15 protein-coding genes and 3 pseudogenes are annotated in these 20,904 nt (G+C 59.9%); 14 read left to right on the forward strand and 4 right to left on the reverse strand.

Annotation, left to right across the window (positions count from 1 at the left end; translation table 11 throughout):
- The first annotated feature begins 27 nt into the window (after positions 1–27).
- Positions 28–4,732 (forward strand): annotated as a pseudogene (gene gltB, locus ACZ89F_RS26635) (glutamate synthase large subunit).
- Positions 4,733–5,083: 351 nt separating this feature from the next.
- A complete protein-coding gene (locus tag ACZ89F_RS26640; RefSeq protein WP_476095006.1) occupies positions 5,084–5,521 on the forward strand; it encodes a hypothetical protein in 438 nt (145 codons plus the stop codon).
- On the opposite strand, the gene ACZ89F_RS26645 is transcribed toward ACZ89F_RS26640, so the two are convergent.
- Positions 5,504–5,704, reverse strand: a complete 201-nt coding sequence (locus ACZ89F_RS26645) for a hypothetical protein (protein ID WP_476095007.1) — start codon at positions 5,702–5,704, stop codon at positions 5,504–5,506. The genes ACZ89F_RS26640 and ACZ89F_RS26645 overlap by 18 nt on opposite strands.
- Before the next feature lie 111 nt (positions 5,705–5,815).
- Here ACZ89F_RS26645 and ACZ89F_RS26650 point away from each other — a divergent pair, with 111 nt between their 5' ends.
- The 9 genes from ACZ89F_RS26650 to ACZ89F_RS26690 all read left to right on the forward strand — a co-directional run bounded on the left by ACZ89F_RS26650 (position 5,816) and on the right by ACZ89F_RS26690 (position 15,345).
- The gene (locus tag ACZ89F_RS26650) at positions 5,816–6,175 is read left to right on the forward strand and encodes a TIR domain-containing protein (RefSeq protein ID WP_476095008.1); all 360 of its coding nucleotides are present in this window, start codon (positions 5,816–5,818) and stop codon (positions 6,173–6,175) included.
- A gap of 703 nt (positions 6,176–6,878) precedes the next feature.
- Complete coding sequence (locus ACZ89F_RS26655; RefSeq protein WP_476095009.1) at positions 6,879–7,151, forward strand: hypothetical protein; 273 nt, start codon at positions 6,879–6,881, stop codon at positions 7,149–7,151.
- Positions 7,144–8,103 (forward strand): hypothetical protein, encoded by a 960-nt coding sequence (locus tag ACZ89F_RS26660; RefSeq protein ID WP_476095010.1) that lies wholly within the window; start codon positions 7,144–7,146, stop codon positions 8,101–8,103. The genes ACZ89F_RS26655 and ACZ89F_RS26660 overlap by 8 nt, the downstream gene beginning before the upstream one ends.
- Before the next feature lie 74 nt (positions 8,104–8,177).
- Positions 8,178–9,098: an HNH endonuclease gene (locus tag ACZ89F_RS26665; protein WP_476095011.1), complete on the forward strand. Its 921-nt coding sequence runs from the start codon at positions 8,178–8,180 to the stop codon at positions 9,096–9,098.
- Positions 9,099–9,181: 83 nt separating this feature from the next.
- A complete protein-coding gene (locus tag ACZ89F_RS26670; protein ID WP_476095012.1) occupies positions 9,182–9,955 on the forward strand; it encodes a hypothetical protein in 774 nt (257 codons plus the stop codon).
- Positions 9,942–10,241: a hypothetical protein gene (locus ACZ89F_RS26675; RefSeq protein WP_476095013.1), complete on the forward strand. Its 300-nt coding sequence runs from the start codon at positions 9,942–9,944 to the stop codon at positions 10,239–10,241. Before ACZ89F_RS26670 ends, ACZ89F_RS26675 begins: the two co-directional genes overlap by 14 nt.
- A gap of 573 nt (positions 10,242–10,814) precedes the next feature.
- Entirely contained in the window at positions 10,815–11,828 is a 1,014-nt protein-coding gene (locus ACZ89F_RS26680) for a hypothetical protein (RefSeq protein ID WP_476095014.1), read from the forward strand.
- Positions 11,829–11,848: 20 nt separating this feature from the next.
- Positions 11,849–14,605, forward strand: coding sequence for a hypothetical protein (locus tag ACZ89F_RS26685; protein WP_476095015.1), 2,757 nt, complete (start codon positions 11,849–11,851; stop codon positions 14,603–14,605).
- Between the two features lie 110 nt (positions 14,606–14,715).
- Positions 14,716–15,345: a nucleotidyl transferase AbiEii/AbiGii toxin family protein gene (locus tag ACZ89F_RS26690; protein WP_476095016.1), complete on the forward strand. Its 630-nt coding sequence runs from the start codon at positions 14,716–14,718 to the stop codon at positions 15,343–15,345.
- Here the strand turns inward: ACZ89F_RS26690 and tnpC are convergent.
- From tnpC to tnpA, 3 genes and pseudogenes are all read right to left on the reverse strand, one after another.
- Positions 15,260–16,881, reverse strand: a pseudogene (tnpC, locus tag ACZ89F_RS26695) (IS66 family transposase). The gene ACZ89F_RS26690 and the pseudogene tnpC overlap by 86 nt on opposite strands.
- 70 nt (positions 16,882–16,951) lie before the next feature.
- Entirely contained in the window at positions 16,952–17,296 is a 345-nt protein-coding gene (gene tnpB, locus ACZ89F_RS26700; protein ID WP_476090856.1) for an IS66 family insertion sequence element accessory protein TnpB, read from the reverse strand.
- Positions 17,293–17,712: an IS66-like element accessory protein TnpA gene (tnpA, locus tag ACZ89F_RS26705; RefSeq protein ID WP_476090855.1), complete on the reverse strand. Its 420-nt coding sequence runs from the start codon at positions 17,710–17,712 to the stop codon at positions 17,293–17,295. Before tnpA ends, tnpB begins: the two co-directional genes overlap by 4 nt.
- 85 nt (positions 17,713–17,797) lie before the next feature.
- Between tnpA and ACZ89F_RS26710 the strand changes: the two genes are divergently transcribed.
- The 3 genes and pseudogenes from ACZ89F_RS26710 (at position 17,798) to ACZ89F_RS26720 (ending at position 20,780) form a co-directional block, all read left to right on the forward strand.
- Positions 17,798–18,613, forward strand: coding sequence for a hypothetical protein (locus ACZ89F_RS26710; protein WP_476095017.1), 816 nt, complete (start codon positions 17,798–17,800; stop codon positions 18,611–18,613).
- 38 nt (positions 18,614–18,651) lie between these two features.
- The gene (locus tag ACZ89F_RS26715) at positions 18,652–19,374 is read left to right on the forward strand and encodes a hypothetical protein (protein WP_476095018.1); all 723 of its coding nucleotides are present in this window, start codon (positions 18,652–18,654) and stop codon (positions 19,372–19,374) included.
- Positions 19,375–19,619: 245 nt separating this feature from the next.
- Positions 19,620–20,780 (forward strand): annotated as a pseudogene (locus ACZ89F_RS26720) (IS3 family transposase).
- Positions 20,781–20,904: the final 124 nt, after the last annotated feature.

The following is a 20,904-nucleotide window of genomic DNA, read 5'->3' on the forward strand; positions in this document are numbered from 1 at the left end:
GCCGGATGCAAGAACGGAGGAAGGACGATGATGCACGTTTCACCTGTGACAACGGAGCAGACCGCCCCCGCGCAGATGAAAGCCGTCGCCGTCAAACGCGCTGCTGAGCACGGCCTCTACAATCCGCGTAACGAACATGATGCCTGCGGCGTCGGCTTCATTGCGCAGATGAAAGGCGTGAAGTCGCACCAGATCGTCGAGGACGGCTTGGCTATGCTGCAGAACCTGACGCATCGCGGGGCCGTCGGCTCGGACCCGCTGATGGGCGACGGGGCTGGCGTGCTTGTGCAGATTCCCGACCGTTTCTTTCGCGAGGAAATGGCCAGGCAGGGTATCGAACTGCCGCCAGCCGGACAGTATGGCATCGGCCACTGGTTCATGCCGCAGGACGCCGCGTTGCGCGCGCATGTCGACGAGATCATCACTGAGTCGGCGCAATCGGAAGGCCTGCCGCTTATCGGCTTTCGCGATGTGCCGGTCGACAATTCGTCGCTGTCCAAGGCGCCCGACATTGCGGCCGCCGAGCCGTACCACCGCCAGGTCTTTATCGGGCGCACACCCGACATCGATGACGACGAAGATTATGAGGCGCGGCTTTATCTCCTGCGCAAGGTGATCTCCGGCCGCATCTACGCGGAGAACGACAATCGCGGCATCGGTTCCTACTGCGTCTCGCTGTCCGCGCGCACGATCGTCTACAAGGGCATGTTCCTGGCTTATCAGGTCGGCGCCTATTACAAGGATCTGAGCGATCCGCGTTTCGAAACGGCGCTGATCCTCGTCCACCAGCGTTTTTCGACCAACACCTTCCCGTCATGGAAGCTGGCGCACCCTTACCGCATGGTTGCGCATAATGGCGAAATCAATACGGTGCGCGGCAACAACAACTGGATGGCGGCGCGCCAGGCGTCGGTCGATTCGGAGTTGTTCGGCAACGACATCTCCAAGCTGTGGCCGATCTCCTATGAGGGGCAGTCGGACACCGCCTGTTTCGACAATGCGCTCGAATTCCTGACGCAGGGCGGCTACTCGCTCGCTCACGCAATGATGATGCTGATCCCCGAGGCCTGGGCCGGCAACAAGCTGATGGATCAAGATCGCAAGGCCTTTTATGAATACCACGCCGCCCTGATGGAGCCGTGGGACGGGCCGGCGGCGGTGGCCTTCACCGACGGCCGCCAGATCGGCGCCACGCTCGACCGCAACGGGCTGCGCCCGGCGCGCTACATCGTCACCGACGACGATCGCGTCATCATGGCCTCGGAAGCCGGCGCGTTCACCGTGCCGGAGGAAAGGATCGTCAAGAAGTGGCGGCTGCAGCCCGGCCGCATGCTTTTGATCGACCTGGAGAAGGGCCGCATCGTTTCCGACGAGGAGATCAAGTCGGAGATCGCGACCAGGCATCCCTACAAGAGCTGGCTCGCCAACACCCAGCTTATCCTCGAAGACCTGAAGCCGGTCGAGCCGCGGGCGCTGGGCAGGGACGTCAGCCTGCTCGATCGCCAGCAGGCGTTCGGCTTTACCCAGGAAGACACCAAGCTGTTGATGTCGCCGATGGCGACCACCGGCCAGGAAGCGGTCGGCTCGATGGGCACCGACACGCCGATTTCGGCGATGTCGGACAGATCGAAGCTGCTCTACACCTATTTCAAGCAGAACTTCGCCCAGGTCACCAACCCGCCGATCGACCCAATTCGCGAGGAACTGGTGATGAGTCTGGTGTCGTTCATCGGGCCGAGGCCGAACATCTTCGACCTCGTCGGCAATTCGCGTCGCAAGCGGCTCGAAGTGCGCCAGCCGATCCTGACCAATGGCGATCATGAGAAGATCCGCTCCATCGGTCATACCGAGGATCGTTTCGACACCAAGACGATCGACATCACCTATGCTTCGAACGAAGGCGCGGCCGGCATGCAGGGCGCCATCGACCGGCTGTGCGAGCGCGCCGAGGCGGCGGTCGCCGGCGGCTACAACATCATCATCCTGTCCGACCGTCAGCTCGGGCCGGATCGCATCGCCATCCCGGCATTGCTGGCGACGGCGGCAGTCCACCATCATTTGATCCGCAAGGGATTGCGCACATCGGTGGGGCTGGTGGTCGAGTCCGGCGAACCGCGCGAGGTGCATCATTTCTGCTGCCTTGCGGGCTATGGCGCCGAGGCGATCAATCCCTATCTCGCCTTCGACACGCTGCTCGACATGCACAAGCGCGGCGAGCTGCCGGCCGAAGTCGACGCCAATGAGGTCGTCTCCCGCTACATCAAGTCGATCGGCAAGGGCATTCTCAAGGTGATGTCGAAGATGGGCATCTCGACCTACCAGTCCTATTGCGGCGCGCAGATCTTCGACGCCATCGGGCTGAAGACCGACTTCGTGCAAAAATATTTCACCGGCACCGCGACGCTGATCGAAGGCGTCGGGCTGGAAGAGATCGCGGCCGAGACGGTCAGCCGCCACGCCGACGGCTTCGGCAACGACCCGGTGCTGCGCAACAGCCTCGAGGTCGGCGGCGAATACATGTTCCGCATGCGCGGCGAAGCGCATATCTGGTCGCCCGATGCGGTGGCCACCCTGCAGCACGCCGTGCGCCAGGGATCGTGGCAGACGTTCAAGGACTATTCCGCTCAGATCGACAGCGAGACGGCGCGGGCGCAGAGCATTCGCGGCCTGTTCAAGATCAGGCTGGCCGAAGAAACCGGGCGCAAGAAGGTCGCGCTCGACGAGGTCATGTCGGCGGCCGATATCGTCAAGCGGTTCTCGACCGGAGCGATGTCCTTCGGCTCGATCTCCAGGGAAGCGCACACCACGCTGGCCCGCGCCATGAACGCCATCGGCGGCAAGTCTAACACCGGCGAGGGCGGAGAAGAGGCCGACCGTTACCTGCCGCTGCCGGACGGCGGCAAGAACCCCGAGCGTTCGGCGATCAAGCAGGTCGCTTCCGGGCGTTTCGGCGTGACGGCGGAATATCTGGTGAACTCCGATGTGATGCAGATCAAGGTCGCGCAAGGCGCGAAGCCCGGCGAGGGCGGTCAGCTGCCCGGTCACAAGGTCGATGCCACCATTGCCAAGGTCAGGCATTCGACGCCCGGCGTCGGCCTGATCTCTCCTCCGCCGCATCATGACATCTACTCGATCGAGGATCTGGCGCAGCTCATCTACGACCTCAAGAACGTCAACCCGGCGGCCGATGTCTCGGTCAAGCTGGTCTCCGAAGTCGGTGTCGGCACGGTTGCGGCCGGCGTCGCCAAGGCGCGCGCCGATCACATCACCATTTCCGGCTATGACGGCGGCACCGGCGCATCGCCGCTGACCTCGCTCAAGCACGCCGGCAGCCCGTGGGAAATGGGCCTTGCCGAGACGCACCAGACGCTGGTGCTCAACGGCCTCAGGTCGCGCGTCGCGCTGCAGGTCGATGGCGGCCTGCGCACCGGCCGCGACGTCGTCATCGGCGCGCTGCTTGGCGCCGACGAATTCGGCTTCTCGACCGCGCCGCTGATCGCGGCCGGCTGCATCATGATGCGCAAGTGCCATCTCAACACCTGCCCGGTCGGCGTCGCGACGCAGGATCCGGTGTTGCGCAAGCGCTTCAAGGGCACGCCGGAACACGTCATCAACTTCTTCTTCTATGTGGCGGAAGAGGTGCGGGCGCTGCTCGCCGAGATGGGCTACACCCATCTCGACCAGATCATCGGCGACACCGAACTCCTGGAGAAGCGGGCGCTGATCCAGCACTGGAAGGCGCGCGGGCTCGATTTCAGCAAGATGTTCTTCAAGCCGGATGCGCCGCATGAGGCGGTGCACTGGACCGAGCGGCAGAAGCATCCGATCGACGACGTGCTCGACCGCAAGCTGATCGAGTTGGCCAAGCCGGCGCTCGAAGCCAGGCAGCGCGGTCAGCATCGAGCTGCCGATCCGCAATGTCGACCGTTCGACCGGCGCCATGCTGTCGGGCGAAGTGGCAAAGCGCTTCAGGCACAAGGGCCTGCGCGAGGACACGATCTCGGTGAAGCTCACCGGCACCGCCGGCCAGTCCTTCGGCGCCTTCCTGGCGCGTGGGGTTTCGTTCGAGCTGGTCGGTGCCGCCAACGACTACGTCGGCAAGGGCCTGTCGGGCGGACGCATCGTCATCCGCCCGCCTGAGAACACGAAGATCGTCGCAGCCGAGTCGATCATCGTCGGCAACACGGTGCTCTACGGCGCGACCGAGGGCGAGGCCTATTTCTGCGGCGTCGCCGGCGAGCGTTTTGCGGTTCGCAATTCGGGCGTCGCTGCCGTCGTCGAAGGCGTTGGCGACCATGGCTGCGAGTACATGACCGGCGGCATTGTTGTCGTCATCGGGCAGACCGGCCGCAACTTCGCCGCCGGCATGTCGGGCGGCGTCGCCTATGTGCTCGACGAGGTGGGTGATTTCGCCGAGCGCTGCAACATGGCGATGGTCGAACTGGAACCCGTTCCCGAAGAAGACGACCTGATGGAGAAACTGCTGCATCATGGCGGCGACCTCGACCACAAAGGCCGCGTCGACGTGTCCGGCGACATGACCAGCCATGACGAGGAGCGGCTCTATCAGCTGATCTCGAACCACGTCCATTACACGGGTTCGGTGCGCGGCCGCGAGATCCTCGACAACTGGGCGGCTTTCCGGCCGAAATTCCGCAAAGTGATGCCGGTCGAGTATCGCCGCGCGCTCCAGGAGATGGAGCGCCTGAGGATGAGCGTCGCGGTAGAGTGATGCGCTGGCTGCCCGGGGGCCAGCTCCCGGCGCCCTCAAAAGTGGGCACCTGAAGATACGTTTGCGCCTTAACAAGCGTAACGCTTTGCGATCTGCATAGCAGCGCGAACGAAAGGTCGGAAGCACCACGCGGCAACAGCGGTCGCCTGATTCGAGCCTGCCCGGCTACCCTGTGGACAAGCGCCACCCGAGGGCCACCGCCATATCTGTTCGCCCGCTGGCGATGTATAAATACAAATACTAACGCGGGTGCAACATGGCGTTCAAAGACCAGCGGCCTCGATAAATTGTAGAAGCAACTCAAGGACGCTCAGCGAGCGTTGCGCGCGCTCGACGGTGGTCTCGTCACATTTGCGGTTTGACTCCAACGAGCCCGGCAGTGTCCTCGCGGCGGTCAGCCAGATGGAGAACTCGGTCGACCGCATCTTGATCCCTTATCGAGGCAACGAGATCATCGAGAATCTCGCCGATCAGATGAAAGAAAGCTACCGGGAGCAGATCCCTGAACGTGCGTCTCAGGCGCGAGCCGATCAGAAAGACGAGGACAAACCAATGCAGACTGAGAAGTTGCCGTTACTCCTCAGGCAGATCGAGAACACGATCAATGACCTCCGTTGGGCCGAGTCGAATTCCTTCGACCGGCACATAAAGAAACTGTCGCGCCAACTGCATGACGCCGAGGTTGAAAGCGTCACGCAGCAACTTACCGAAGGCGTCGATTTGGCCGCGTGGTTGAAAGCCGGCGAAGAGACTCAGGGCGGGATGGTCGGTTCAGCAACGCTGGAATAGCCCGCGGATCATGAAGCCGAGCTCGGGACCGTCATCAGCTTGGTCGACAAGTTCGCGACTGAGGAAGATGCCGCGCTCGATTTCGCGCATACGTTTTATTACAATGGAAACAAATACACGGCAACCTGCAGAATATGACAGCGCAGGTGCTGGGTGCCATTCGCGCGGGAGTATATCGATCACGTCATGCGGACCCTCCACACCGAGGAGGCCGTCAGCCGCCCGCAAAGTCTTTGTCGTTCATGGGCATCAGGACGGCGCCCGCAAGGCAGTAGCCCAATTATTGGAGAAGCTGTGTTCGAGGCAATCATCCTCATGGAACAAGCCAACCAAGGTCGCACAATCATCGAGAAGTTCGAAGCTCATGGAGACGTTGGCTACGCTGTCGTGGTGCTGACCCCTGACGACGAGGGTAACACCAAGGCGAAACCGTCCCAGCCGCGTGCACGCCAGAACGTTATTTTTGAACTGGGTTATTTCGTTTGCAGATTGGGCCGAAGCCGAATCTTGGCCCTTGTGGAGGGTCAGACCGAGATACCATCAGATCTTCAAGGCGTGGTGCACGAACCCTACACGACAGGGGGCGCGTGGAAACAGGCGTTGAGTCGTGAACTCGCGGCAGCAGGTTTCAAGTCGACTGGAACGTCATCATGAAATCGTAGCGAAACTATCATCACGGCGGACAGAGGCGCGTTGCCGACCGGCTACTTTTGGGCCGGAAGCGGACGATCCGGTTCTGGGACGAACTAGCCAGAAAGGCCATTCCGCTGGCACCCCATCTTGGCCGCAACGACGTTGCTTGCGATGCCGCAGTGTTGCAGTCCATTTGAATCCGGCCGGCGTGGTAATGCCCATATCGGTCTCCTAGCCTTCGGGGCCGGCAGAGGCGCCATCGGAGACGGCCGCCGAGTAGGGTTACGAATTCGCCGCGTCGGGCGCGGCTTATCACTCCAGAAAATCGGCGCGGGGCGCTGCACACGACTCCAACAAACGATCAGATTGGGGTCAGTTGTCTGTCTCAACATCTTCGTTACTGGCGGGCGTGAAACCAATAAGTGCTTGGTCAGAAATAGGGGGTTCGAGTCCACGTCGTGGTCCCCTTCAGAAAATGGTATAAAAATCAGCCACTTACGCGGTCGTTTGGTGAGCACGGAGGGACTTTGCGAGTAACTCGCCCTTAAGTAATTGACTCTAAAGCGCAAATAGCGCTGACAAAAATCGCCAGAAGCAAGAAACGTACACCTGGTTGGTGTATGCGGAGGTGTACGGCCTCAAGGATTCCCTTGTCAACAATTGAGAAGCGAAGGGGAATCGGTCAGAGATCGCGCAGGCGGAGGAAGCGAACAATGAGCGCCAATTGGGTGAGGACGACTTGGCAAGGCTGCTGGCTCTTGAACACGCCTTTCACGCGTTGGCCCTGCTCTCGGCCAGCAACTATGCCCATCTGGCTGGAACCACCCCAAGCGCGGCCGTGAAACAGTTTCGGGAAGCTGTCGAAGGCTCCGTCTACGATTCAGGGCAAGCTCCGAAGGCCACACTGGCGCTCGTGAGCAAGCATCTAAAGAAGATATTCGATCACGTGGCCGCTATGGCTGTCCACGCCGACCAAGGATTCAGAGGCGATGAGTGACATCTACGAGAACGCCATCGCCTCGATCAGGCTTGGTATCCAGGATTTTCAATCCAACGACGAACTCCGGCCGATAAGCGCGCTCCGGAATTTCTATGCCGGGGTGCTGCTTCTCGGAAAACAATGTCTTTTGAATGCTGCGCCAGACGATGCCGAACCCATGGAAATCCTTGCATCAAAATTCGCCCCCATTTTGGACGACGACGGCGAGGTAGCATATGCAGCCAAAGGCCAGCAGACCATTGACTTGGCTGAACTCCGTGACCGTTTCAAGGGCTTCAAGCTCACATGGCCCGCTGGCGACATCAAAGGCCTCCAGAAGCTCCGGAATGACTTCGAGCACTACCACTCTGCAACGCCGAAACCAGCAATACGGCAAGTGATAGCCGACTGCTTTCCTTTGGTGGAAGGATTCTTCGCAATACTGGAGAAATCGCCCAAGGTTGAGCTTGGCGACACGTGGGATCTGATGCTTGCAGAACGCGCGTTCTTCAGAAAGCTGAAAGACACGTGCAACGCGACATTTCAGGAAATTCCCTGGTGGCCAGAGATCGCCGAGCGCGATGATATCTCGTGCCCGAACTGTAGATCGTCGCTCGTTTACCAGAAAGACGACACCAACGACGAGCCGGGTGACATAGAGGGGTGCTGCAAGGCATGCGGCGATACATTCTCAGCCGAGAAGACCGTCGAGATAATTGTACAGGCAGGCTACGGCATTGATGACTACATGGCTGCCAAAGAGGGGCTGGAGCCGACGATTCACGACTGTCCTGAGTGTTACAACGCCACATATGTGGAAACAGGCATCACCGTAAAATGCTTCTTTTGCGGCTACGCTGTGGGCGGCGACTGCGCGAGGTGTGGTGAGTCACTTAGTATAAGCAACAAGTCTATCAACAATCCTCGACTCTGCGACTACTGCGATCACATGTTGTCGAAGGACGATTAGGTCTTGAGACCCAGACCGAGCGAGCCGGATGGCACGATATCCGAGCTCGCGACCCTCTAACGGGAAACAGATTCGTGGCCAAAGAAGAGGCAGATACCTGGGAACTCGACGAACCAGCGGCGCGCACCCACACCCCTCCAGGTTGGCCGATCGAAGTGATCGAGTTCAGTGCAAGTGGGAAGGCACCAAAGAAGTATGGACCGAACACCTATCGATTCGGAGCTTCCCTCACGCTGAGCGTGATTCTTCCAAGGCGGGGATGGTCGCTTGTCAAGCAGACGAAGAACTACGCCTATTTAACACCACCCGCAGATCAGCCAGGCCCCAACTTCCGGATCTCAATAGCAGTTCCACCCGCTTCGGAATGCTTGGCCATCGCGCGGAGGTGTCACGCTCGTGCCGAATCCTGGGCATACCAACTTGGCGAGTGGCCGGCATGGTATCTCCATGAACGAAATCGCGACATGCGCCGCTTATGGCGCGACCCGGTGACAGGAGAGATGGCATCGGAGTTGCATCCCGCCCCGCCGGAATCCAGCCTTTCCATTGGTCAGTGGGGTATCTGGGAGATGCACGTCACCGGGGTCGCGGGGGACTTCGTGATCGGACGGGCCCCTCCCACTACGGCGACGGACGGGGGTTTGGGGGTCCCCGCCGGCGTCCTAACCGAAGGCGAGCTAAAAACGGTTGAACTCACGAAATACGAACGCAACGCTGAAGCTCGACGTGAGTGTATCAAGCACTTCGGCTACCGATGCCAGGCATGCGATCTCAGCTATGAAGATAGGTATGGTCCGATTGGCGCCAATCTCATCCACGTTCACCATCTAACGCCTTTCTCGAAGATCGGCGAAGCCTATCAGGTCGACCCGATCCGCGATCTCATGCCACTCTGCGCAAATTGTCATCACGTCGTGCATCGCCGAAATCCGCCGTATTCAATAGCCGAGCTGAGAAGTGTAATCACCGAGCAGGCAAAACGCACCTTGGCGTAGCCCGGACCCTGCAGCGACCAACGAATATTCTTGAACAGAAGCAATACGATACCGATCTTACGGCCACACTGGAGTTACCCTGCATGGCTGATGATAGCGAACCCATCGCCGTCGATGGTTCTGAGGAGCCTACAACGCTGCCAACTAACGTTGGTATTGGCCTCAGCGGTCCTTTTGAGAGCGAGGACAAAGCCCGCGAGTTTGCCTATCGAGTATTAGGGGCGATGAAGGTTCTCGGCAGATCAATGGACCTCAGCGGGGTCGATGACGTTACCATTTCTGGGGACTACCATGAAGCTTTAGCGGCTCTCGATCGCGGCATAGACGACCTCCGACCTTTGTCGGCCTCCACCGACGAAGACGGTGTAATCGGCATAGCAATGGCACCAGCGGTTCTAAGAGATGGAAAACTCAAAACCCACTTGGTCTTTCACGTCCATGCGATCCTGGGCTTGGCAGAACCTGAGTCTGAATTATTCCCGCTGGCTATCCATACCCTCGCACACGAATGCGCTCATGCGATGCTGCATACAGCATTCGACAACCGATTTCCGAATGTGCTTCTACGTGAGGGTGCATCGAACTACTTCGACCGTTTCCGGCTAGAGGTCACCGATGCATGCTGGGAAGAGTACGGTGCTACGCGGGCGAGTGCATGCTGGGGTACAGACCCGACGGACGGTTATGTCAGCACGTTCGTCAAGGCACTTTCGGAAACAGACCAATCGGCGAATGAATTCATTCTATCCTATCGGACGCATGGCGACATCGACCAAATTCTTACAGAAGTCCCCGCCACTATACGGCAACCTCATAAAATGGGCATCTTATCTGATTGGCACGATGCACGGCCTTGATAAGAAGATCGGCGATCTCCCCGAATTGGCTGAAGCACTCAACGATCACTGGTTCGCCGAGTATTTCGAAAAACTCGAAACCGCTTATAAAAGACTATGGGAGCGGTTCGGCGAATGGGATGATAGAGCCGAGTTCGATCCAATCGGAGACATAGCGGTCGACGTTCTCGAAAGGGGTGGAATGAAGCTGATCAAGACCTCCCCTGACAACACCAAGATTGAGATTCCTTTTCGAGCATGGAACACCCCCATGGGCGGACTGCTCAATCTAATGGGGCAGCTCTAGTTGGCTAGCGTCAAAACCTTTTTCAGACTTCGCATGCCCCTGCCTGGAAGCCGAACTCCTCGGCACGGGCCAACCACCCCGCAGGGCACGAAGGGGTCCTGAAAACGGCCTGCCGACCCCAGACGAGCGCGGTTGGAAACATACGAAAGAACCGCTTTTCCACGCTTGATAATTGCGCACGGCTTGCGCAACCGGTCTGCAGGATGGCATCTTCGCTCGGGACTATAGCCCAGCACTTCAAAATCTTGCTCGTGAAAACTGAGGACTATTTCTGACCGCGAATAACTCTTCATCCAAGCTGCTGAGCAATCACTTAGTATGGAAGGTGTTGCGAGATCGTCGCAGTTTCGTCGTTCGAGTCGTCGAGCCCAGTGTTTATGCACCTGCCGTTCATGGCGACATCTTCGAGCAAGTAATAACCGAACTTATAAATCCCACGCCACGTGCGATGGACGGCTATACCAAGACCAGCTTCCAAGCGGGTACGCCCTTCGACCTGGTTACTTTCCCCGAAGCGTTCGCCCCGGCGAAGGCCTGCTATCGGTACTGCGGTCGATCAGCCAGGTTAGCACGTTGGGCTGTATTCATGTTGGACTTCGACCAGACGGCGACGATAAGCCTCACCTCTTCTCGAACGCAGAGATCACGTCACTCCTCAAGGCGCTGCTCTCCATCCCGGCCATTGTGCCGCAGGATCTCGCGCCGTTTATTTCGTGGTTCGAGAACCAGCCGGTAAATCTCAATTTCAATCTGGGCTGCCTGTTCACGCTAGACGTGGATGAGCACCTACGTATCTGTATCCACCCGAAACTGGTGCGTTCACAGTACGAGTTTAGTCCGCTTCCCGAGAGGATGATGGAGGAGGCTAACCTACTTTCGCTAGTGACGCTGTTGCCCGTCGACAAGCGTTACCTGTCCGTTACTATCCAACCATTGATCTGCTCGGATGCCCTTAACCTTCCGACTGACCGCGCCACACCCACGCCACTTGTTGCAGTAAACGCCGCTGAGTCACCATTCGCCAACCCACCTGATCATATCGACGTGGTGTCAGTCCCGACTCACACGCCCCAAGTCGAATATGGGCCGCCGACGACTCAGCCGCGTCCGCGGGAATGGCACCTAGAATTTCGCGACGCCTTCTGCCGCGCGGCACAAGGCGGCGAGTTGCCTCGCCATCATTTCGCGACCTTTATACTTTCTAACTTCGAGACCCTAAAAGGTGGATCAAAAGGCGGGCTCTCGGGCATCTTCCAGCCGATAGATCCGCGTGAGCAGCAATTGCACCCTGCCGTCGGATTGAATCGTTACGGGCGCAACAAAACTAATGGTGGGAACAATGACTGGCATCAGTCCGCGCCAGGCGAACCTAAAGACTGGCAATGGCGGGGCTATATCGCCGCGCTGACGCAGCCCACCAATGACGAGGCGGTGCGCGTTCTCGGGTTCAATCTGTCGAGCATGCTACGCGATTCCTCAATGTGGCGGCCGATTGGCGCGCCAAACAGCTGCGAGGTATTGCTTGGCCGCTGGCAGTCGCCGAACCACCTCGCATTCGCCGATTGGGAAGCAGGCCAAACACTATGAGTCCGAACACGCTACGGATTATGAGCTTCGGCAACAATGCTCCAGCATGGATTGCGCTAAGTCATTTCCTCTCCGCTGATCTGGTTCGCGAGCTCTGCGCCGCCACCATAGGCGCGACAAGTGACGGCACGATAAAACTCGGCGACTTGTGCATCGAGGAGATGTCGGGCGCCCCTCCGCACCTGGCGACCTGGACGATCCGCCTTAAGCCCGACCAGCAAGGCTTGGCAAGCTATTTACAGGATGTGCTGCGTGTCTTGACCTGGCAATCCGATGCGCGCGTCCACTATGATGATAGCCGCATCCCGGAAGCCTTTCGCGAACGGTGCCGGTCGATCGCATCTGCCTTTGAACTGGCCACCGTCGACTTCACGTCGATCAGCTATTGGCTTGCAAATGCCGAGGGTGGATCCGCATCCCTAACCGTGATTGCGAAGGCAATCAGCCTTGTTTCCGCCATTGGCGACCGAGTGGACCCGGCGACCATTCGAACGGCCGAAGAAGCCCTCGGGCCGCTCGACCCTGCACTACGGATCGTCGCCACAAAGCATCTGGGTGACCTCGCGCTGGACGCAGACCAACCGAGTCTGGCCGGGGCGCTCTACGGGGCTACGCAGCGCTTGTGCGAAGGTTTTTCCGACGGTACCTGGTCCCAGCTCATGGAGGCGGTTGCGGACATGACGCTCCAATCGCTTGCTACCGTCTCCGGAATGACGGGATCGCCCAAAACCACCTACGCCATGCTCGATGCGATCCAAGCGCCGGAAACCCTTCTGACTAGGCCGTTGCTCGCGCTGAATGCAGCGCTGGCGGCAATGCATGCTGCTAGTCAAAGCGAACACAGGATATTTCCTCCGGATGTGCGCGCCTGCGTACTCCGCGCTCCCCTGCTCCAGCACTCGCATGATCTCGGCGTACCCCTCGATCAGTGGGCGAACAAGAAGTTCACCGACGCTCATCGACGCTTCTGGGCTGCGCTTCGCCGTCTGAACGCGCTGGGCGGCGCCACGCTTTCGACCGAGGCCATGGCATTCTATGGGCGGTCGCTTTTCGACGAACTGTACGAGCAGATCGGGCGACACCGTACGCCGGAGAGCTTCGATCTCGCGGTGCGGCTGGTGATCAGCAGCGGGCGGCAGGATGCCGTGGGCCCCGAAGCCAGCCGCGAGGACCTTGTCGATGCTTATGTGACACAAGAGGTGATCGGCTTGGCGACGGAAGTCGCCCAGAGGCATACCGGCGTTCGGCGCGAGCGTCTGAATGTGCTCGTGAAGCTCTTCATCGCCTGGCTGGGCAAGTTAAGCGCCGAAAAGGAGCATATCGCGCGTCTGTTAATTGATGCCATCGCAAAACTTGCTGAGGAACCGCCAGGAGACTCATTTATCCAAGGGCATAGCCTGCCGAAGACAAGCCTAGTCGCAATCAAGGAAATTGCACGGACACGCCCTGAATTTGTGCTGTCCAATTCGCGGATCGTTGCCGATGCGATCCTTGCCGGCTTTTCTACCAAGCGATTTGACCTGATGGTAGCTGGTCTGGAAGCGGCGGTCGGCTGTGCGGTAGCAGTTGCCCCCGATGACCTGACCCGTCTGGCAGATGTCACCCTCACCATTCTCGAAGACAGGCCGCCATCAGAGAGCGGCTGGCCGATCATCTCACCCGCCATTACCTTCATTGCATGCGATGAGGTGCGGGCGCTTTGGGTGGAAAACTCAGAATTCGGATCCCGGTGCGCACAAACGATCTTGCGACACGGTCTCGGCGACGCGACGGAAAGCACCCGTCTCCTCGCGCTGCTCGACGAGATTCTTCCTTATCTCGATGCTCCGGCTGCGCAGGACGAGCGCATTCAGGAGGTCGTGCGGGCGGTGCGAGACGGCGCCCTGAAGTCGAACCACTCGAGCGTCACGGGAAATATCTCGGTGCTGTTCGCCACGCCTGCACTGGTCGGCCGAGACGGTATAGACGATGCCGTGCGCGGCCTAATTGTCCTGCTAGGCACGGCAACGACGCAGCGGCACAACATTGCCATCGCGACTGCCTACCAGCCTCTAAGCACCCTGACCCACCGACTGGACACGATCGCCGAGGCCCTGTCCCTCTCTCCAAACGACTTGGATGCGCTTCTTGATCCTATCGTGAGCGCACTTGAACAGTTCTGGCGAGCGGCTCGGCACAATGCGTTACTCTTTGCACCCTTCGCAATCCCATTGCCAACGGCGCCGAACCTCATCACGGTACAGAATTGGGCTTTTGTGACCCTCGGCTTCGCGCGGCGGGCAGGTGTGTTCGACCGTCTAAGTAAGGTCATCGAAAAGGCTGCGGATAATGATCAGCTCGCCAGGCCGATCGCGCTGGCACAGGCTGTCCGCCTGACCGCGGGCGATCCGATTGCGCTCGATCCAGACGCCATCCGTTTGGAGCGTCGCGAGCCCTTCTATGCAGCCTTGGGCGAGCGCCTGACCTACATCGCGGCGCTGCCGACGAGCGAGGATACGACAATGGTGGTCGCGGCTCTGGTCGAACGGTGTCTGGTCCTTGGCCCCGACGGCCTTGATGCGGGGCGTGTTCGTCATTGCATTGCGCCAAGAGGCGATCGATCTTCCGGCTGCCGCCGTCAAGGGTTATCGGCAACGTCTCGAACGCAATCGCGCATTGATACAGGGCCTGTTCCCGCTGTTTCGATCGCTGACAACGCAAACTCAGTAAACGACCCCATTTGGGATCGGCGACGCAGACAGCGAACGACCATAGTGCAGCGCGAAGCGGACCGGTAGGGTAGGGCCCGAGAGCTGGTGCAAACAGGGCTGCAACGCGTGATGCTCTTTAGTGGATGTTGCGCCGTCGCACCTCGACAGGGTTGTCGGAGGATAAGTATGTTTGTCGAATGATCGGACAGAATGAAATAAAGGCCAAGGCCATTGAGTTTGACATCCTTCATCCGAATGTCGAACGCGATTACGTTTTTGGCTGGCTGCTAAAATCAATCTACGAAAATGACTATCTGCGTGGCCGACTTGTGTTCAAGGGCGGCAACTGCCTGCGCAAAGCGTTCTATGCCGATACGCGATTTTCGGCCGATCTGGACTTCTCCGTTAATGACGCTGTCGATGCCGAACTCACAGCAATGGAAATCAACAACGTTTGTCTCAGCGCACAGGCCGCATGCGGCGTGGAGTTTCTGATTGATCGGAACACTTTTGAGCTCGGTCCGATGGTGGACAGCACGCGCCACTCTTACAAAGGACGGGTGTACTTCACCGACTTCTTCGGCGTTCAAGACGACCTGACCATCAGTGTCAAAGTCGATGTGACCGACTTCGATCGACTTCACCTGCCTTCCACTACCCGCAGGCTTATCCATCCGTACTCGGACGCAGACGTTTGTTCGGCCGAGATTACCTGTATGGTAAGCGCCCAGCCGTGGCCGTTCAGTTTGCGTGATGATGCCAGGGCAGGAGTTGGTCGAGATCGCGGTTCGGCCAGCCGTTGGCGATGCGCTCAAGCGTTTTCGTGAGCCAAGCGAAGGGGTCGACGCCGTTCATTTTGGCGGTCTGCAGGAGTGTGTGGCGATCGTGGCCCATGTCTTCCCGCCACCGTCGCTGCCCGCGAACAATGCATTCTTTCTTGTAATTGTCTGGGGCCGGATTGCCCGCTCGACAGCGTTGGAGTCGATGTCGAGACGGCCGTCGTGCAGGAAGCGTTCGAGCGCCTCACGGCGGCTCCTGGTGTAGCGGATTGCCTCGGCGAGTTTCGATTTGCCGGAGATGCGGCCCAGTTCCTTTTCCCAGAACGGCCAGAGCTTGGCGACGATGGAGGCCGACTGCTCCTGGCGTGCGGAACGGCGGACGTCGGGGTCCTGGCCGCGGATTTCTTCCTCGACCGCCCACAGCTCGGCCATCCGCTCGACGGTTTCGCTCGCCACATGCGAGACGCCGGACACGTGCAATTCATAGAACTTGCGCCTCAGATGCGCCCAACACGCCGCCAGCGTCAGCGGACCCCCGGCGCGCTTCGCTTCCGCGAGCCGGTTATAGGCACCCCATCCGTCGACCTGAAGCAGTCCTGTGTAGCCGGAGAGATGGCGCTCCACGCAGTCGCCGCTGCGGCTGTCCTCGAAGAGGTAGGCGACCATGGGCGGCGCCGTGCCGCCAAAGGTTCGATCGTCCCGTGCGTAGGTCCATAGCCAGGCCGTCTTCGTCTTGCCGGAACCTGGCGACAAGGTCGGCAGCGTCGTCTCGTCGGCATAGACCCGCGCGCCCTCCTTGATCAGCGCCAGGATACGGTCGGCGAGCGGGGCGAGATGGAAGCCGACATGACCCATCCAGTTGGCCATGGAGTTGCGGCTGATCTCGACGCCGTCGCGGGCATAGATGCCCTCCTGGCGATAGAGCGGCAGGCCATCGGCATATTTGGAGACGGCGACATGGGCGAGCAGCGCTTCGCTCGGCACACCGGCTTCGACGAGGTGACCCGGCGCCGGCGCCTGGCTGACGCCCTCCTTGCACTGCGCACAGCCATATTTGGGGCGACGGGTGACGATGACGCGGAACTTCGCCGGCGTCACGTCGAGCCGCTCGGAGACGTCTTCGCCGATCCTGACCGGCTGGCAAGCGCCGCAGGCGCAGGCGACAGTCTCCGGCTCGACGATGATCTCGACGCGCTCCAGATGCGCCGGGAACGCCTTGCGCGGGCGGCTCGCACGTCGCCGCTCGCCTGTCGACCTTGCCGCCTCGAGTTCGGCCTCGATCGCGCCAAGCCCGGTCTGGACCTCGTCGAAGGCGAAGGCCTGCTGGTCGGCATCGAGCTTCTCGGAACTACGGCCGAAGCGGGCGCGCTCCAACTGCTTGATGATCACATGAAGATTGGCGATCCGCTCTTCGGCGCGCTCGTTGAGCGTCGCCATCCGGACGATCTCGGCCTTGAGTTCCGCCGTTTCGCCCCGGAGTTGTCCCGCCTCGGTCTGCAGTTCGGCCTTTTCCGACGCCATGGCGACGAGCATCGCCTTGAGCGTGTCGACGTCGTCGGGAAGGGCCGAAGCGCTATTCGTCATAGGCCAACAGAAGCATATTCGACCCGCTTCCGGGACTGCTTTTGTGCCGCCTGAGTCACTTCGCCACGGTCTATCCGGCAGATGTCGGGCGTCGCCTCCGCTCGGCCCGAACACGCGTCCAATCCATGCCTTCAACGAGCGCCATCAATTGCGGCGCGGCAAGCCGGATCACCCCATTCTCCACCCTTGGCCAGCGGAACTTATCCTCGTCCAGCCGCTTGGCGAACAGGCATAGACCCGACCCATCCCACCATACGATCTTCACGCGGTCCGCACGCTTGGCTCGGAACACGTAAAGCGCGCCGGAGAACGGATCAGCGCCTGTGTCGCGCACCAGCGCTGCCAGACCGTCCGGACCTTTTCTGAAGTCGACCGGCCGCGTCGCCACATAGACCTTGGCTCCGGAAGGGATCATGCCGATCGCAACGCCCGGATCGCCTCGACCAGAAGGGTCGCTGCTATACCGCTGCCCACGCGGATCGTCGCATCGCCGATGACGATCTCCAGACCGCCCGCACGATCGCCCTCCCCAGGCGCCACTTCCACTGGCGCGAAGCTCTGCGTCTGGATCTCCGGCTTTGCCGACAGGATCGCGAGGGCGCCGGAGCGGATCGCCTTCCGCCGCCAGGCAAACACCTGCTGCGGGCTTACTTGGTGCGATCGCGCTACCGCCGAGACATTCGCGCCCGGCGTCATCGCCTCTTCCAGAATCCGCGCCTTTGCTTCATCCGACCAGCGACGGCGCGGCACCGCCGGGCTCGCCTCGAGACGATCGGGAACCGCCTCGATGACTGTAAAAGTTCCAGGTCTGGACTTGGGTGCAGACTGCAAACAAACCTCCCGTGAGAATCATCACGAGAGTGTCGCGTCCTTCATCGGTCCGCGAAACACGGGGCCTGCTTGGCGCTTACCCTGTATGGCCCTGGAAGAGGTGATTGCCACCAAACTGAAGTGCCTCATCCAGCGCCGCCATTCCCATAACCTATTTGATTTGGTCTACTCGACGTTTATCGACCGCTCGATCGACTTAGACCGCGGATTGGTCCTTCGCACGTTCTTGGACAAGACCATTTTCAGTGCCAGCCCGGCCGCGGCCAAAAGCATATTGCTTGGCATTCCCTTGACGTTTTTCGGCGGCGTTTGGGACAAGTACATCAAATGTCCGAAAGCGACGCGCTTCGATTTTAGTCGCGCGACGGAAGGGTTCAGGGATGCCATCGAGCAGCTGTTCGGTGGGATCGGCAGTGGAGGTTGGGGAGAACAACTTTACTATGGACCGGAACATCGCAACCTCATCATGGAGGCCGGCGCTGCCAGGAAACTTATGAAAATCCGCTACCATGGTGTTGAGCGGGTGATCGAGCCGTATTCCCGCTCCTACAAGAAGGCGCAAGGCAAGCCCGCGCGCGAATACTTTTATGCTTGGGACAGAGACGAGACCTTTGAGCCCCAATTTGAAATTGAGCTCTCGAAGGCCGGGGAGGAGGCACGCAAGGCCTACTTCGGCAAGCCTTTCAGTGAGGGTGCTCGCCGCGTGACAACGTCGGCGCGCACCTCAACTCAAAGAGGGAAGGCGTTTCGCGGCTTCGGCGGTTTTGAATCAAACTACAAAGTGCAATGCCCCTACTGTCAGAAGGTTTTTACGCGAAAGACCCAGACTCTCACCCTAAATGAACACAAGTCCCCGGACGGCTACCGCTGCGGTGGCCGCACCGGCTACCGCGTATTTTGAGCCCGGCACGCAAAATCCCTTCCGGCTTAAGTGTCTTCGTGGATGAAAGCATCCATGATCGTGGAGACTTCATAGTTGTGGCTGCCGTGTGCTGTGAAGCCGACGTTCAGGAACAAGTCGTTGAAGGCCTGTTGGATTGCGGTTTCGATCCCGCTCGTGACGAGTTCAAGAGCAGCATGGCGATGCGTGGTAACCCGGCGGCACAGGAATTGCGACACCGCCTCCAGTCCATCCTACGCGACTGCAAGATAGGATTGGCCGTTTGCCCCATCTCGGAGCGAGCGATACTCGCTACGCATATTGCCACGCTGCTATCCAGCGTCGAAGTTACCCCCGAAACTCCTATCGCGGCGATCTATCTGGACGAGGGAATGAAGCGAACAACCGCCAAGATGCCTCGTAGCGCTACAGTTACCTATGGCTGCGATTCAAGATTGGTCGCAGGAATCCAGCTAGCGGATTGTGCCGCGCATTTAGTTTCGACGATGCTTCTTGATGAGCTGGGCATCGTTTCAAAGACAGTGCCCGCGAGCAGCGTTTACGACGGCCAGGAGGGCGAGATTGAACTGGCATGGACACTTTGGGCGAGCATCCGCTCCGCGCTCTCGGGCAGAAAGCCTGTCGGAGAAGTCGACGAGTATGGATTGCCGGAATCGCTGATGAATCCGTTCGGCCTAGTCGTGTCTGACCGCTGCTCCGACGCCGTAAAAGCGGCAGCTGAAAAGCGACTCGGAACGGTTTGGATCGGTTGCATTCACTAGGTGCCGAGGGTCAACTAGACCAGATCAGGTATTAGTGCGACCCGCCACTGCATGGTGTCCGCATTATCATCTTCCTTAAGCCGTGCGCGACGGCTCTGAGGGCACCATCTCTCCGGGGGCGCTGCAACCTCTTCGTTTCTTCCCACGACGCGGTATTCTGACGTCATTGCGAACTGTAGGTGACCTGCCATGGGTAATTTCCTCCATCTGAGATTAGAGTCCGGCCTCGATTGAAGGACGGGCTGATGAAGAGAAAGCGGTTTACGGAAGAGCAGATCATCGCGGTTCTGCGTGAGCATGAGGCGGGAGCAAAGGCGGGCGACCTGGCGCGCAAGCATGGGATCTCCGAGGCGACGCTGTATAACTGGAAGGCGAAGTATGGCGGGATGGACGTCTCCGATGCCAAACGGCTGAAAGCCCTGGAAGACGAGAACGCGAAGCTGAAGAAGCTGCTCGCCGACCAGATGCTCGAAGCGTCGGCACTGCGCGAGCTTCTTTCAAAAAAATGGTAGGGCCCGCCGCCAAGCGCGAAGCCGTCGCGCATCTGCAGGCCGTCATGGGCGTGTCGGAGCGTCGGGCCTGTTCCTTCGTCGGTGCCGATCGCCGGAGACGGAGCTGCGCACAAGGTTACGCGACCTCGCCAACGAGCGCCGCCGCTTCGGCTATCGACGCCTGTTCATTCTGCTCCAGCGAGAGGGCGAGCCATCAGGGGTCAATCGCATCTACCGGCTCTACCGCGAGGAGGGCCTGACGGTGCGCAAGCGCCGGGCACGGCGACGCGCGGTCGGCACGCGGGCGCCGATTCTGGTTGAGGCGAAGCCGAACGCGCGCTGGTCGCTGGACTTCGTCCATGACCAGTTCGCCTGCGGGCGGCGGTGCCGGGTGCTGGAACATCGTCGACGACGTGACGCGCGAATGCCTTGCCGCGATCCCGGACACGTCGATCTCCGGACGGCGCGTTGCTCGGGAAACTGACTGACCTGATCGCCCGGCGCGGCAAGCCGGACATGATCGTTTCCGACCACGGCACAGAGTTCACCTCGAACGCCATCCTCGCCTGGTCGAAGGACAATCGCGTCGAATGGCACTACATCGCGCCGGGCAAGCCGATGCAAAATGGCTACGTCGAATCCTTCAACGGCCGAATGCGCGACGAGCTGTTGAACGAGAGCCTGTTCTTCGGCCTCGACCACGCCCGCAGTGCCATTGCCGAATGGAGGCAGGACTTCAACACCGCGAGGCCGCATTCCTCGCTCGGTTACCAGACCCCGGCGGCCTTCGCCGGAACCCTCGCCGCAACCGGCTCCGACGCTGCGCTCAATGAAGGCTTCGCGTCTCCGCCGGTTGCTCAAACCGCGCCATACGGCGTAACAGAAATGGCCGAGGCTCTAATCGCCACTGGATGAAAGTTCAGTGGCGATTATGGACGGCCTCCGCGTGGCAAGGGCTTTCTCGGCGCTTCTGGCAGTTGGTCGGGTGCAGGCATGTATTCGGCCTTTGAGTGCGGCTCGTTCATGCCGCTGGCCCTGA

The sequence above is a fragment of the Mesorhizobium sp. USDA 3734 genome, assembly GCF_056279665.1.